At 68.3% G+C, this 14,199-nt stretch carries 13 protein-coding genes; 10 read left to right on the top strand and 3 right to left on the bottom strand.

Annotation, left to right across the window (positions count from 1 at the left end):
* The 3 genes from O0J15_RS17990 to O0J15_RS17980 all read right to left on the bottom strand — a co-directional run.
* A partial coding sequence (locus O0J15_RS17990; protein WP_180877632.1) for a transposase occupies positions 1-134 on the bottom strand: 134 nt, incomplete at its 3' end.
* A 149-nt stretch (positions 135-283) separates the two neighbouring features.
* The gene (locus O0J15_RS17985; protein ID WP_308306065.1) at positions 284-1,804 is read right to left on the bottom strand and encodes a thioredoxin family protein; all 1,521 of its coding nucleotides are present in this window, start codon (positions 1,802-1,804) and stop codon (positions 284-286) included.
* Between the two features lie 119 nt (positions 1,805-1,923).
* The gene (locus tag O0J15_RS17980) at positions 1,924-2,373 is read right to left on the bottom strand and encodes a GNAT family N-acetyltransferase (RefSeq protein ID WP_180876654.1); all 450 of its coding nucleotides are present in this window, start codon (positions 2,371-2,373) and stop codon (positions 1,924-1,926) included.
* Positions 2,374-2,439: 66 nt separating this feature from the next.
* On the opposite strand from O0J15_RS17980, the gene O0J15_RS17975 reads away from it, so the two are divergent.
* From O0J15_RS17975 to O0J15_RS17930, 10 genes are all read left to right on the top strand, one after another.
* Positions 2,440-3,375, top strand: a complete 936-nt coding sequence (locus O0J15_RS17975) for a TIGR03571 family LLM class oxidoreductase (protein ID WP_155029701.1) — start codon at positions 2,440-2,442, stop codon at positions 3,373-3,375.
* A 143-nt stretch (positions 3,376-3,518) separates the two neighbouring features.
* Positions 3,519-3,830 (top strand): DUF3817 domain-containing protein, encoded by a 312-nt coding sequence (locus O0J15_RS17970; protein ID WP_308306066.1) that lies wholly within the window; start codon positions 3,519-3,521, stop codon positions 3,828-3,830.
* A 151-nt stretch (positions 3,831-3,981) separates the two neighbouring features.
* The gene (locus tag O0J15_RS17965) at positions 3,982-5,178 is read left to right on the top strand and encodes an MFS transporter (RefSeq protein ID WP_308306064.1); all 1,197 of its coding nucleotides are present in this window, start codon (positions 3,982-3,984) and stop codon (positions 5,176-5,178) included.
* A complete protein-coding gene (locus O0J15_RS17960) occupies positions 5,175-6,368 on the top strand; it encodes an isochorismate synthase (RefSeq protein ID WP_308306063.1) in 1,194 nt (397 codons plus the stop codon). The genes O0J15_RS17965 and O0J15_RS17960 overlap by 4 nt, the downstream gene beginning before the upstream one ends.
* The gene (locus O0J15_RS17955) at positions 6,365-8,017 is read left to right on the top strand and encodes an AMP-binding protein (protein WP_308306062.1); all 1,653 of its coding nucleotides are present in this window, start codon (positions 6,365-6,367) and stop codon (positions 8,015-8,017) included. The genes O0J15_RS17960 and O0J15_RS17955 overlap by 4 nt, the downstream gene beginning before the upstream one ends.
* Positions 8,017-8,649: an isochorismatase family protein gene (locus O0J15_RS17950; protein WP_021204249.1), complete on the top strand. Its 633-nt coding sequence runs from the start codon at positions 8,017-8,019 to the stop codon at positions 8,647-8,649. Before O0J15_RS17955 ends, O0J15_RS17950 begins: the two co-directional genes overlap by 1 nt.
* Entirely contained in the window at positions 8,649-8,906 is a 258-nt protein-coding gene (locus tag O0J15_RS17945; protein WP_308306061.1) for a phosphopantetheine-binding protein, read from the top strand. The genes O0J15_RS17950 and O0J15_RS17945 overlap by 1 nt, the downstream gene beginning before the upstream one ends.
* A complete protein-coding gene (locus O0J15_RS17940) occupies positions 8,903-12,793 on the top strand; it encodes an enterobactin synthase subunit F (protein ID WP_308306060.1) in 3,891 nt (1,296 codons plus the stop codon). Before O0J15_RS17945 ends, O0J15_RS17940 begins: the two co-directional genes overlap by 4 nt.
* Positions 12,784-13,542, top strand: a complete 759-nt coding sequence (locus O0J15_RS17935) for a 2,3-dihydro-2,3-dihydroxybenzoate dehydrogenase (protein ID WP_308306059.1) — start codon at positions 12,784-12,786, stop codon at positions 13,540-13,542. Before O0J15_RS17940 ends, O0J15_RS17935 begins: the two co-directional genes overlap by 10 nt.
* Positions 13,543-13,675: 133 nt before the next feature.
* Complete coding sequence (locus O0J15_RS17930) at positions 13,676-14,122, top strand: transposase (protein WP_111102401.1); 447 nt, start codon at positions 13,676-13,678, stop codon at positions 14,120-14,122.
* The last annotated feature ends 77 nt before the right edge of the window (positions 14,123-14,199 follow it).

Here is a 14,199-nt window from a genome sequence, read left to right as displayed (position 1 = left end):
CGATAGGTCGCCACCCAGCGCCTGACCGTGGAGGCCTCCAGGCTGTGGCGACGAGCAACGGCTTTGACTGATGTGGAGGTCTTGCAGGCCTCTTTGGCGACCTGCAGTTTGAAACGAGCGTCGTATCTGTTCATGTATCCCTCGGGGTTGGATCTGGCGTCCAACTCCCGGGGGTCACTTCAAGGATGGGTTTACGGCGTGTCCCGGACAGCCCCTCCCCCCGCCACAACCGATATCAACAAAAGCGCCGGCATGCGAACCCGCCGCCAGCGTTTTCATCAACTCAACTCAACCAATCCTTGCACGCGCCATCTACCTGATCGCCGCACGCCTGCTGCATCCTCTGCTGCAGCCGCGCCAGCGTCTCCGCGCCCTGGTGCTTGCCGCTCCACGTCTTCAACTGTCCTGCCAGGCGTTCGAAACGCTGGCGGGTACGCTGGTGGTAACCGGAAGGCTGCGCTTCCAGTTCGGCGATCAGCGAGGCGGTGGCCTGCTCGATGCGTGGTGCGTCGTCCGGCGCCAGCTTCAGCAGGCCCTCCACGTACAGCACGCCCCACTGCACGCGGGTGGCCGGGCCCTGCGCGCCGTCGTAGGCACGCTTCAACCACTCCAGCGCACCGGCGGTGTCGCCGCGCTGCTCGGCCAGTTCGGCCAGCTCGGGCATGTAGTAGTACGGCTGTTCGCTGCGCTTCAGTTCCGCCAGCAACAGCGACTCGGCGCCTGCGTCGTCGCCGACCTGGCGTAGTGCGTAGACCGCGCTGCTGATCGTGGCCTGGCGCGCATGCGCATCGGTGGCGGCAGCGTCGGCAGCAGCCACGCGCTGCTTGACCCGATCAACCAGGGCCGCGGGCAATGCGCCCTTCGGCTGCTGCTGGCGGGCCAGCGACACTTCGGTCAACGCACGCGACAATGCGTCGTCGGCGCGGTCGCCGCGCTCGGCGTCTGCCCGCTCCAATGCCACCAGCAGCTGCTGTCCCAGCGTGTTGCTGGTGGCCGGCCCGGCACTGGCCTGCTTGACCAGCTGCACGCCTGCATAGCCCAGCAACTCACGGTTGCGGCGGACTTCGGCGGGCTGCGCCAGCACGGCCTGCAGCAGCTCGCGTACTTCGGTGGGCGAGGCATCGGGCTTTTCGGCCGTTGCCAAGGCCAGCAGAGAGAAGCGGCGCTGCAGGGCAGCGTCGGGTGCGGCCTTGGACAACTGGCGCAGCACATCCTCGCTGCTGCGCTCGCCGGCCAGGCGGTTGGCGTCCACTTCCCAGCCGTAGTCGCCCAGCACCTGCCAGTCTTCTGCGGCCAGTCGGTCCGGCGTTGCCAACGCGGTGGCCAAGGTGGCGGCAACAGCACCGCGGCGGCCTGCGGCGACGGTCAGTGCCCGGGTCAGTTCGGTGGCATCATTGCCGCCGGCCACGCGGGTGATTTCGTTGCGCTTTGGGTCCAGCACGATCAGGGTGGGATAGCCGCGTACGCCGAAGCGTTCGCCCCAGGCCTGCGCACCTTCCTCGTCGCCATCCAGGTAGACGGGAACGAATTTGCTGGTCAGCGCGATGAAGGCCGGGTCCTTGAACAGGCCCGCCTTGAGCTGGTTGCACGGTGGGCACCAGACGGCGCCCCAGTACAGCAGCACCGGCTTGCCGCTGTCGGCGGCCTCGGCGAAGGCATCATCGACATCGCCCTGGCGCCAGGCGATTGCCTTGGCCGGCGCGGGCACCTCGGCGGAGTTGGCGATGGACACCGGGGCCGGGGTGCAGGCGCTCAGCGCCGAAGCCAGCAGCAACATAGAAAGCGCGACGCGCATCGGCAGCATCTCGAAGGGCAGGGTGACAGGCCATTGTAGGAACGGCCGGGGAGCCTGCTGATTCAGTTTGCTTATGACGGGCGTGCCGCAGGGCATGACGCCCGCCGGGCATTGGCCGGCGGATGCCTTCAAGCCGCTGCCCGCACCATCTGCTGATACACCAGCCCATTGAACTCGCCGACGTCGCCGTCCAGCACGAAGCCATAGCGCAGGTAGGTTGGCACTGCATTGAGTGAGGCGCGCACGGTCAGGATCGGCTCGCGCACCTGCGGGAGCACCGCGTCGAACAAAGCATGGCCGATGCCCTGGCCCTGGTAGCCGGGATCGACGAACAGCATCGCCAGGTGCCGGCCTTCCTTCAGTTCGATCACGCCGACGACGCGGCCGTCCTGCTCGGCCACCAGGATGTGGTTGTCGCCGTGTAGGCGCGCGCCGAACGCTTCGGCCGCGGCGACGCTGCCGAAGGTGGCGATGCCGGCCGCGCTGAGCGAAGGTGCGACCGCCGCAGTGAAGGCAGCCAGGCACACCGCGCTCATCGCGGGCAGGTCATCGACGTGGGCAGGGCGGATCGTCGGCATGCAGTGTTCTTCCGGTGGTGGGCGGCGCGTCATTGTTGCCGCAGGCCTTCACGCTAAGCTGGCGGCATGAGTGATTTCAATCCCGCGTACGCTGCCTTGTTTCCGCAGCAGGGTCTGAGCCTGGGCCTGATGACGCCCGTGGCGTCGCATGGGTTGGCCGATCCGCGTGAGGCGCGACGTATCGCGCGACTGGCCGATGACCTGGGCTTTGCCGCGTTGTGGACGCGCGACGTGCCGCTGATGGTGCCGCAGGGTCCGGACGCGACAACGAGCGCGTTGGACGACCCGTTCCTGTGGCTGGGCATGCTGGCTGCGGCGACCGAGCGCATCGTGGTCGGCAGCGCGGCCATCGTGCTGCCATTACGCCATCCGCTGCAGGTGGCGAAGTCGGCCTTGAGCCTGGACCGGATCAGCGACGGCCGCTTCGTGCTGGGCCTCGGGTCTGGCGATCGGCCGGAAGAGTTCGCGGCATTCGGCGAATACCTGGAGGGCAGGGCGGCGACGTTCCGTGAGCGCTGGACCTTGCTGCGCGCGGCGTTGTCACCGGAGGCTGAAGAAAGGGTCGCGGTAGTGCAAGCCACCGGTGGCTTCGACGTACTGCCGGCCCCGGCCACGCGCATTCCGATGCTGGTGGTGGGCACTGCGCGGCAGAGCCTGCAGTGGATCGCACGCGAAGCCGAAGGCTGGGCCACCTATCACCGCGAAGAGGCCGCGCAGGAAGGGCGCATCGGCCTGTGGCAACAGGCGCAGGCGCAAGGCGCTGGGCCAGGCAAGCCGTTCGTGCAGTCGATGCTGCTGGATCTGCAGGCCGATCCGCAGGCACCGCCCGAGCCGCTGCCACTGGGCCTGAAGGTCGGCCGCGACGGCTTGCGTGACTACCTGCTGCGCGTGCATGCGCAGGGCGTGGGGCACGTGATGTTCAACCTGGTCGACAACGGGAGGCCGATGGACGCGGTGTTGCGCGAAATTGGAGAGCAGGTGCTGCCGGATGTGCTTCGGTAGGTGTCCACCTTGTTGGACACGCCGTGTTGCTGATGACGGTGCGCCCGCCGGGCATGCCCGGCGCTACCTGCCGCGGCGTGCATCTGCGTATCATTCGCATTGATACCCCGCTGCCGGAGCCCCGCGTGACCCAACCTTCCCCCATGCACCCGACCGGACGCCTGTTCGCCGCGGTCGCTTTCATCGAGGCTGTGACCTGGGCCGGCCTGCTCATCGGCATGTGGATGAAGTACGGCCCGATGGCCAACGTGGCGCTGGTGAAGCTGTTCGGACCCCTGCACGGCGTGGCGTTCCTGCTCTATGTGGCAGTCACGCTGTTCGCGGCGGTACGACTGCGCTGGCCGTGGTGGGCCAGTGCGCTGGCGCTACTGGCAGCCATCCCGCCGCTGGTGACGCTGCCATTGGAATGGTGGTTCAAGCGCCGTGGCCTGTTGGGCCTGCGCGCGGCGCGCTGAAGTCGCTGTTGCGTGCCCGTTCAAGAGAATGGGTATCAAAGGCAAATACGAGCCGTTATCATTTGAGGGTGGCGTCCGGTCCTGAGCAGGGCCGGCGCCGGGCGGGGCGCAGGTGCGCCCGGCGATCCCTTCCTGTTACGGCTGGTGTTCCATGCACGCACGTCCCGTCGTTCCCGGCTTACCGGCGCTGGTATTGGCCGCCCTGATCGGCACCATGGCGATGATGTCCTTCGTCGCCGTGATCGGTCCGGTGGTCCGCATGCTCGGGCTGTCCGAGTGGCATGCCGGCCTGTCGGTTACCGCCGCAGGCGTGTTGTGGATGCTGGCTGCGCGCCCGTGGGGCCAGCTCAGCGACCGCATCGGCCGCAAGCGCGTGTTGATGCTGGCGATGACTGCCTGCACCGTCGTCTACATCGCGCTGGCGGTGTTCATCGACGTTGCCCTGCAGGCGGTGCCGCCGGTGCTGGTATCGGTACTGGTGCTGGTGGGAGCGCGTGGCCTGATCGGCTTGTTCTACGCCGCAGTGCCGCCCACCGCTGCGGCCCTGATCGCCGACAAGGCACCCACCGGACAGCGTGCAAAATTCCTCGCGCGGCTGGGCAGCGCAAATGCATTGGGCATGGTGCTCGGCCCGGCCGCCGCTGGCTGGCTGGCCTATACGAATCTCTCGCTGGCGCTGTATGTGGCCGCGCTGCTGCCGTTGCTGGCACTGGCATTGCTGGCCTGGCGCCTGCCGGCTACACCGCCCGTGGTGGGCGCGTCCGCAAAGCGCCGAACGCCGATGAGCCGCCTCGACGTGCGCCTGTGCCTGCCGCAGCTGGCAGCGTTCATCGCCATGGTCTCGGTGACCATCGCGCAGGTCACGGTCGGCTTCTTCGCAATTGATCGCCTGGGTCTGGATGCGGCGACCGGCGCGCGCATGGCCGGCATTGCACTCACCGCCGTTGGCGTCGGCCTGATCCTGGCGCAGGCGCTGGTGATGAAGCTGGAGGTGCATCCACGTCGCTGGATCGTCCTCGGCGCTCTCATTTCCGGCATCGGCTTCACTTCGGTGGCGGGCGTGCAGCAGGCCTGGCAATTGCCGGCGGCGTATGCGCTGGCTGCGTTCGGCATGGGCTTCGTATTCCCCTCGTTCCAGGCGCTGGCCGCCGATGCGGTAGAGGCGCACGAGCAGGGCGGCGCCGCAGGCACCGTGGCGGCCGCGCAGGGGCTGGGCATGGTGGCCGGGCCGATGCTCGGCACGCTGTTGTATCGCGGCGGGCCAAGCCTGCCTTACCTGCTGGTGGGCGCGCTGCTGCTGTTGCTGTGCGCGCTGGCCGCAGCGCATCGGATGAAGGAGACCCCATGAACGATTCCCTGATGCAGGGCACGTGGCCGGAGGCTGCGCCAGCACCACAGGAGAGCACCGACGACGCGCCGCTGTTCCTGCTGCAGCATGCCGGCCAGCACGTGCACGCCCGCGGTTGCCGCGCCACGTTGCCAGCCGGTGCACTGGCGACGTTGGCAGAACGCGTTTCGGAGTTCTTTGCCCAGCAGCGTGGCGGCCCGGGCCTGCTGGTTGGCGCGGTGCCGTTCGAGCCGCGTGCGGACGATGCGCTTTACCAGCCCGAGCGCCTGCTGCCGGTGCTGGCACTGCAGCCGCAGGCCGCACCGCCGCTGGACGGCGCCCTGCGTGCCGAACCTGTGCCGCAGGACTATGCCGCTGCAGTCGCTGCGGCAGTGCAGGCCTTGCGTGCGCCCGAGCAGAACCTGCATAAGGTGGTGCTGGCGCGCAGCCTGCTGGCACGCACCCGCCAGGTGCTTTCTCCGGACGTGCTGCTGGCACGTTTGGGCGCGGATCCGTCGGTGGCGACCTACGCGGTGCCGCTTCCGGTGGAGCTGGGCCAGGCGCCGGCCTGGCTGGTGGGCGCGACGCCGGAACTGCTGCTGCGCAAGCGAGGCGCCGAACTGTTGTCGCATCCGCTGGCCGGTTCCGCGCGGCGCAGTGCCGATGCCGCCGAGGACGAGCATGCGGCGCAGGCGCTGCTGGCCTCGACCAAGGACCACGACGAGCACCGCCACGTGGTCGAAGCCATCGTCGAAGGCCTGGCACCGTACTGCAGCCACATCGATGCGCAGCCGCGCCCTGTGCTGCATGCCACCGCCAGCATGTGGCACTTGGGCACCCGCATCCACGCCACGCTGAAGGATCCGCAGACGTCAGCCGCCGAACTGCTGGCGCAGCTGCACCCTACGCCGGCGGTCTGCGGTACGCCGCGGTTGGCGGCGCTGCAGCGCATCCGCGAGCTGGAACCGGTGCCGCGTGGCTTCTATGCCGGCGCCGTGGGTTGGTTGGACGCGCAGGGTGACGGCGACTGGTACGTGGCGATCCGCTGCGCGCGCCTGCAGGGCACGCAGCTGCGCCTGTATGCCGGTGCCGGCATCGTCGCCGAGTCACACCCCGAGGCCGAGGTGGCCGAAACCGCAGCGAAGTTCGCTGCCCTGTTGAACGCGCTGGGTGTCCATGAATCCGCGCCCGCCATCGAGCCTGCCGCATGAGTACCTCCACTGACGCTTCCCGCCTGCCGCTGCAGCAGGTGTGGCCCGACACGCTGGTGGCACGCTATCGCGAAGCCGGTCACTGGCGTGGCGAGACCTTCCCGGGTTTCCTGCGCGAGCGTGCAGAACGCTATGCCGATGACATCGCGGTGGTCGCCGGCGACGTACGCCTGAGCTACGCGCAGCTGTGGCATGAGGCAGGCCGCATCGGTGGGGGCCTGCTGGCGCTCGGCCTGCAACCTGGCGAACGGGTGCTGGTGCAGCTGGGCAATACCGCCGGGTTCATCGCCACGGTCTGCGGCCTGTTCCGCGCCGGCCTGGTGCCGGTGTATGCGTTGCCGGCGCACCGCATCACCGAGCTGGTCCACTTCGCCAACAAGGCGGAAGCCAGTGCCTACATCACCACCATACTGCACGATGGCTTCGATCATCGCGGGTTGGCAAGGGCGCTGCAGGCCGAAGTGCCGGCGGTTCGCCATGTGGTGATCGACGGCGATGCGGCGGAGTTCATCGCGCTGGAGGCACTGCAGGGCGATCGCAGCCAGCTGCCGTCCGATCCGGACCCGCAGTCGGTGGCGTTCCTGCAGATTTCCGGAGGCAGCACCGGGCTGTCCAAGCTGATTCCACGCACGCACGACGACTACATCTATTCGTTCCGTGCCAGCAATCAAATCTGCGGCATCGACCGCGACAGCGTCTATCTGGTCGCGCTGCCGGCCGCGCACAATTTCCCGATGAGCTCGCCCGGTTTCTTCGGCGCGTTGTACGCCGGCGCCCGCGTGGTGCTCAGCCCGGGCCCCGGCCCGGATGCGGCCTTCCCGCTGATCGCACGGGAGCGGGTGACCTGCTGTGGGCTGGTGCCGCCGCTGGCGTTGCTGTGGGCGCAGGCCGCCGCCACCAGCAGGCATGACCTGTCCAGCCTGCGGGTACTGCAGGTGGGCGGCGCCAAACTGGTGCCGGAAGCCGCACGACGGGTGATCGACGGCCTTGGCTGCACGCTGCAGCAGGTGTTCGGCATGGCCGAAGGCCTGGTCAACTACACACGGCTGGATGACCCGGAGGAACTGATCGTCGCCTGCCAGGGCCGGCCGATCAGTCCGGATGATGAAGTGCGCGTGGTCGATGACCATGACCAGCCGGTGGCCGAAGGCGAGGTAGGGCATCTGCTCACCCGTGGCCCGTACACCATCCGCGGCTACCACAACGATGCGGTGGCCAATGCGCGCTCGTTCACCGACGACGGCTTCTATCGTACCGGCGACCGTGTGCAGCAGCTGCCCGGTGGCTACCTGGTGGTACAGGGGCGTGCGGGTGACCACATCAACCGGGCGGGCGAGAAGATCTCTGCCGAAGAGATCGAGGATCACTTGCTGGCACATCCGGGCGTGTTCGATGCGGCCGTGGTCTCCATTCCCGACGAGTACTTGGGCGAGCGCAGCTGCGCCTTCGTGATTCCGCAGGGCGAGCCGTTCAAGGCACCGGCTCTGAAGTCCTGGATGCGCGGGCGCGGCCTGGCCGCATTCAAGGTGCCCGACCAGATCGTGTTCGTCGACAGCTTCGATACCACCGCGGTCGGCAAGATCAGCCGCCGCGAACTGCGCGCGCAGCTGCGTGCGCGTCATCTGCAACAGACAGGAGGAACGCGCTGATGGCGCTGCCCCGTATCACCGATTACCCCTTGCCGACTGCCGCTGAACTGCCGCAGGCGCGTGGCCCCTGGCGCCCCCGGCGCGATCGTGTCGCGCTGCTGGTGCACGACATGCAGCGTTACTTCCTGGCCGCATTCGACGCCGGCAAGGCGCCGCTGCGGCCGGCCGTGGACAACATCGCACGCCTGCTGGCGCATTGCCGCGCGCACGGCATTCCGGTGTTCTACACCGCTCAGCATGGCGACCAGGACCGCCGTGACCGTGGCCTTCAGGCTGACCTGTGGGGGCCGGGCATGCGCCGCAGCGCCGATCACGAACCCATCATCGAAGCACTGGCACCGCAGCCAGGGGAGCACGTGCTGGTGAAGCACCGCTACAGCGCGTTCCAGCGCAGCAACCTTGAAACGCTGATGCGGGTGCGCGGCCGTGACCAGCTGCTGGTGACGGGCGTGTACGCCCATATCGGCTGCACCGCGACCGTGGTCGAGGCCTTCCAGCGTGACATCGAGGCCTTCATCGCCGCCGATGCGGTGGCGGACTTCTCGCGTGCCGATCACGATCAGGCGCTGCACTGGATCGCGCGCACCTGTGGTGTGCCGATGACCACCGATCAGCTGCTGGAGGTGCTGTGATGGCTGCCATGGGTGAGGCGCTTGGTCTGGAGCGGATGCGCGCCGACGTAGCGCGCGTGCTGGAGTGCACGCCGGCCGAGATCGGTGACGACGACAACCTGATCGACCTGGACCTGGATTCAATGCGCATGCTCGGCCTGGTCCTGGCCTGGGGCAACACCGGCCTTCCGCTCGAGTTCTCGCAGTTGGCCGAGCACACCACGCTGCGCCAGTGGTGGGGTGTGGTGCAGCAACTGCAGGCCGCGCAGAACGCATGAACGCCGCAGCGCTGGCCACGCCGGTGGCGTTGACCGAGGCCCAGGCCGGGCTGTGGTTCGCACAGCGGCTGGCACCGGACAATCCGTCATTCAATACCGCGCACGCGGTATGGATCGACGGCCCGCTGGACGTGGCCGCGTTCGTCGCAGCCGCAGACCAGGCTGCCTGCGAGGCCGAGGCCTTCGCATTGCGCTTTGCCGAAGGTGCCGATGGCCAGCCGCTGCAGTGGCATGACACGGCACACGTGCCGTTGCTTTCGGTGCGCGATGTTTCTACCGAGGCGGATCCCGCCGCTGCGGCACACAACCTGATGCACGCCGACCGGCTGAGCCCGGTCGATCCCACCCGGGACCGGATCAGCCAGCAGGTGCTGCTTGAACTGGGCGGGCAGCGTTGGGTCTGGTACCTGCGCGTGCATCACCTGGCGGCCGATGGTTACGGCATGGCGCTGTTCACTGATCGCGTGTGCGCGTTGTATGCCGGTCGTACGGGTGAGCCTCTGCCGGGGCTGGCGGGGGTGCTGGCCGACGATGCTGCTTATCGTGCCGACCCGCGCCGCACGCAGGCCGGGCAATGGTGGCGCGAGCACATGCAGGGTGCACCGGCGGGCATGGGCCTGGCCGGTACGCTCGCGGCCAGTGACGACGCGCTGCGCTGGGTGCAGCCGCTCGATGCGGCATTCCGTGAGCAGTTGCTGCAGGCATCGGTACGTTGGTTGCAGCCCTGGCCAGACGTGCTGGCCGCGTTGTCGGCCGAGTACCTGCGGCGGATGAGCGCGGCCGATGAAGTGGTGCTGGGCGTGCCCTACATGGGCCGGCTCGGCAACGCGTCGGCACGGGTACCGGCGATGGTGATGAATGTGTTGCCGCTGCGCGTGGCCGCCGGCGAGGGCAGCGTCGAATCCTTTACCCGCAGCCTGGGCCGGCAGCTCAGCCAAGGGCGCAAGCACGGCCGTTACCGAGGCGAGCAACTGCGCCGGGATCTGGGCCTGGTGGGCGCGCAGCAGCGCCTGCACGGTCCCATGGTGAATGTGCAGCCGTTCTACAAGCCGCTGGCGCTGACGGGCGTGCAGGCGACGCTGGAGGTGCTCTGCACCGGGCCGGTGGATGACCTGACGCTGGGCTTCCGTGGCGATGGCCAGCGTCTGCTGGATCTGGAGATCGAGGCCAATCCCGCGCTGTACAGTCGCGAGGATGTCGAGGCACACGCGGCACGGTTGCTGCATTTCGTGTCGGCGGCACTGCAGGCTGACGATATCGCAGCCGTACCTCTGGCGACGACCGACGAGGTGCAGCAGGTGCTGCACGGTTTCAATGCCACCGCGCACGCGCTTCCTGAGACCACACTGGTTGAATTGCTGCAGCAGGGCATGGATCGGGATCCGCACACTCCAGCGCTGGTGTTCGGCGACACTACGCTGGACTACGTAACGCTGGAAGCGCGCAGTTTCGCGCTGGCGGCACAGCTGCGGGCGATGGATGTCGGCCCGGGCAGCGTGGTGGCGGTGGCGTTGCCGCGCTCGCTGGAGCTGGTGATCGCGCTGGTCGCGGTGCTGCGCGCAGGCGCGGCCTACCTGCCGCTGGACCTTGCCCATCCCGACGAGCGGCTGGCGCGCATCTTCGCCTCGGCGCAGCCGGTGTGCGTTCTGGCTGCGGCGGAGGTTTCGGCGCGCATGGCCGGCGTACCGGTGCTCGCGCCGGAGCAGTGGACCGCGCTGAGCTTCGCCGCGCCGTGGGCCGATCCGGCGCCCAGCGATGCGGCCTATGTGATCTATACCTCCGGTTCGACCGGCGAGCCGAAGGGCGTGGTCGTCGAACACCGTGCCATCGTCAACCGCTTGCTGTGGATGCGCGAGCACTACTGCATCCGCGCCGATGACCGCGTGCTGCAGAAAACCCCGGCCACCTTCGATGTGTCGGTCTGGGAGTTCTTCCTGCCGTTGCTGTGCGGGGCCACGCTGGTGGTTGCCGGGCCCGATGCGCATCGCGACCCCACCGAACTGGCGCGGCTGATCCGCGGGCATGGCATCACCACGGCGCATTTCGTGCCGTCGATGCTCGATGCCTTCCTCGCTGCACCGGCCTCCGAAGGCCTGCAGCTGCGACGGGTATTCACCAGTGGCGAGGCGCTGGACGCCGCGTTGCGCGACCGCTTCCACGCGCGCGTGCACGCCGAGTTGCACAACCTGTATGGCCCGACCGAAGCGGCCGTGGACGTCAGCTATTGGCCGGCGCCGGCGCAGGATCTCTCGCGGCCGGTGCCGATCGGGTTCCCGGTCTGGAACACCCGCCTGTACGTGCTGGACGCCCGGATGCAGCCGGTGCCGGTCGGTGTGGCCGGTGACCTGTACCTGGGCGGTGTGCAGCTGGCGCGCGGCTATCTCGGTCGCGAGGACCTGACCGCCGAGCGCTTCCTCGCCGATCCGTTCCTGCCTGGCGAACGCATCTATCGCACCGGCGACGTGGCGCGCTGGCGCGCCGACGGCGCGGTCGAGTACCTGGGCCGCAGCGACCATCAGGTGAAACTGCGCGGCCTGCGCATCGAGCTGGGCGAGATCGAGGCGGCACTGCGCGAGCTGCCTGGCATGGAGCGCGTGGAAGTACTGCTGCGCCAGGACGCGCCCGGCGATGCCCGGCTGGTGGCCTATGTGCCAACCGCGCTTGCCGACCCCGTCATGCTGCGCAGCCACCTGGCCACGCGCGTGCCGGATTACATGGTGCCCTCGGCGTTTGTCGGCGTGGACTACTGGCCGGTGACCGCCAACGGCAAGCTCGACCGCAACGCATTGCCGAAGCCACCGCAACTTGAAGTTGCCGGCTTGGCGCCGCGCACGCCGTTGGAAGAGGAGCTGGCGTTGCTGTTCGCACAGGCGCTTGGGCGTGAGGCGCCGGTGGTGGTGGATGCGGACTTCTTCAGTCTCGGCGGTGACTCGCTGTCGGCGGTGCACCTGCTGCTGGCCATCGAGCAGCGCTGGCGCTGTGATCTGGGTCTGGGTGCCTTGTTTGCCCAGCCCACCGTGGCCGCGCTGGCAGTTCGCATTGCCGAGCCGCCCGCGCTGGCCGATCACGCACTGGGGCCGGTAATCGCGCTGGCCGCGACCGAAGCGGCCGGGTCCACGCCGCTGTTCGTGCTGCACCCGGCCGGTGGCATCGCCTGGAACTACCGCACCCTGGCCCGGGCACTGCAACCAGCCCGCCCGGTGTATGGCCTGCAGTCGCCGGCACTGGACGCGCGGCTGCCACTGCCGAGCAGCATCGAGGCGATGGCCAACGATTACGTACAGCGCGTGGTCGCACTACAGCCGAAGGGGCCGGTGCATCTGCTGGGCTGGTCGGTGGGCGGCATCCTGGCCCAGGCGATGGCGGTGCGGCTGCATGAGATCGGCCGCGACGTCGGAGAGCTGGTGCTGCTGGACGCCTATCCCAGCGAGTGCTGGCGGGCCGAGCCGGAACCCGATGCCATCGCTGCATTGCGGGCACTGCTGGCGATTGCCGGTCATGACCCGGATGCGCATCCGGAACTGGACAGCCGGGAACGCATTCTCGCGTTCCTGCGACGTGGTGGCAGTGCACTCGGCAGCTTGCCGGATGTGGTGCTCGATGGCGTGGTGCGCGCAGTGACCGGCACCAATCGACTGATCCGTGAACATATCCACCGGCCGTTCGATGGCACGCTGGTGCATGTGCGTGCGGGCCGGGATCACCAGGCGCGGCCACAGTTGCAGTCGGCGTTGTGGCGGGCACACGCGCGCAGGGTGCAGTCGTTGGAACTGCCGTTTCTGCATGCAGAACTGACCGGCCGCGATGCGGTGGCGCAGCTGGCGCCGTGGTTGTCGGCGCGGCTGCGCCAATGGGACGAGCAACAGGAGATCGCAACATGCAGTTGACCGGCTTTGAAGGTCGCGTGGCGCTGGTGACCGGCGCTGCCGGCGGCATCGGCGAGGCACTGGTACGGTTTCTGGCCGTGGCCGGTTGCACCGTGGTGGCGACCGATCGCGAGGCGCCTGCTACGGCAGATGTGCGTGTGCACCCCTTTGCGCTGGACGTGACCGACAGTGCCGCCGTGGACGCCCTGGTGGACCAGGTCGAGTCCAGCATCGGACCGATCATGTTGGCCGCCAGCGTGGCCGGCGTACTGCATGTGGGCGGTGTCACCGAGACCGGCGACGACGACTGGCGCCGTGTATTCGCGGTCAATGCCGATGGCGTGTTCCATGTCGGTCGTGCGCTGGCGCGGGTGATGTCACCGCGCCGGCAGGGCGCAATCGTTACCGTCAGCTCGAATGCGGCTGGCGTGCCGCGGCACGGCATGGCGGCGTATGCTGCGTCCAAGGCCGCCGCCACGATGTTCACCCGCTGCCTCGGGCTGGAGCTGGCGCCATTGGGCATCCGCTGCAACATCGTCGCCCCGGGGTCCACGCTGACCCCGATGCAGACCGGCATGTGGCAGGACGAGCACGGCGCCGAACGGGTGATCGTCGGCAGCCTTGAGACCTACAAGGCCGGCATTCCACTGCGCAAACTCGCCACGCCGGAAGACATCGCGCAGTCGGTGATGTTCCTGCTCTCCGAGCAGGCCGGGCACGTAGCGATGAGCGACCTGTACGTGGACGGTGGCGCCACCCTGCGCGGCTGAGCCCCGACGGCCGCCTGCCGGCAGTGGTAGTGCCGGCCGCTGGCCGGCAACCTCATTCACCTTCAGACATCTCCCAACCCCCGTCGAGCCATGGCCCGACAGCCAACGCGCAATGATCGACCCACCATGGGGCATGAGCAGCCATCGCCTTCGCCTGGGCCGTCACTCGATCATCGGCCAGGTCTACGTTCTGACAACCACGACACACCAGCGCAGCCGGCTCCTTGAAAGCGAAGCTGCAGCAGCATGTGTAATCGACCAGTTCCACTACATCGAACAGCGCGGGCTCGTACGGTCACACGCATGGGTCGTCATGCCGGATCACGTCCACTGGATGTTCGAGCTACGTGCAGCTGACCTTCCCGACATCGCGCGCCGGATGAAATCGTCAAGCGCCCTTTCCCTGAATCGCTTGGCGGGCCGTCGATGTACGGTGTGGCAGCCCGGCTACTTCGATCATGCAGTGAGGACCGAAGAGTCGCTGGCGCGGCAGGCGCTGTACATCCTGGGGAATCCGGTACGCGCCGGTCTTGCTGGGCAGATTGGCGAGTATCCGTATGCGTGGTCGGCCTGGGGGTGATGCCGGCCAGCGGCCGACACTACCACAGCGCAGATCCCGTTCCGGTGCACAGAGCATCCGTAAGGGTAGTGCCGGGC

This window comes from Stenotrophomonas sp. Sm10 (assembly GCF_030985515.1).
Classification (GTDB): Bacteria; Pseudomonadota; Gammaproteobacteria; order Xanthomonadales; family Xanthomonadaceae; genus Stenotrophomonas; species Stenotrophomonas hibiscicola.
Note: the sequence above shows the minus strand (reverse complement) of the source record. Positions and strands in the feature narration are given on the sequence as shown.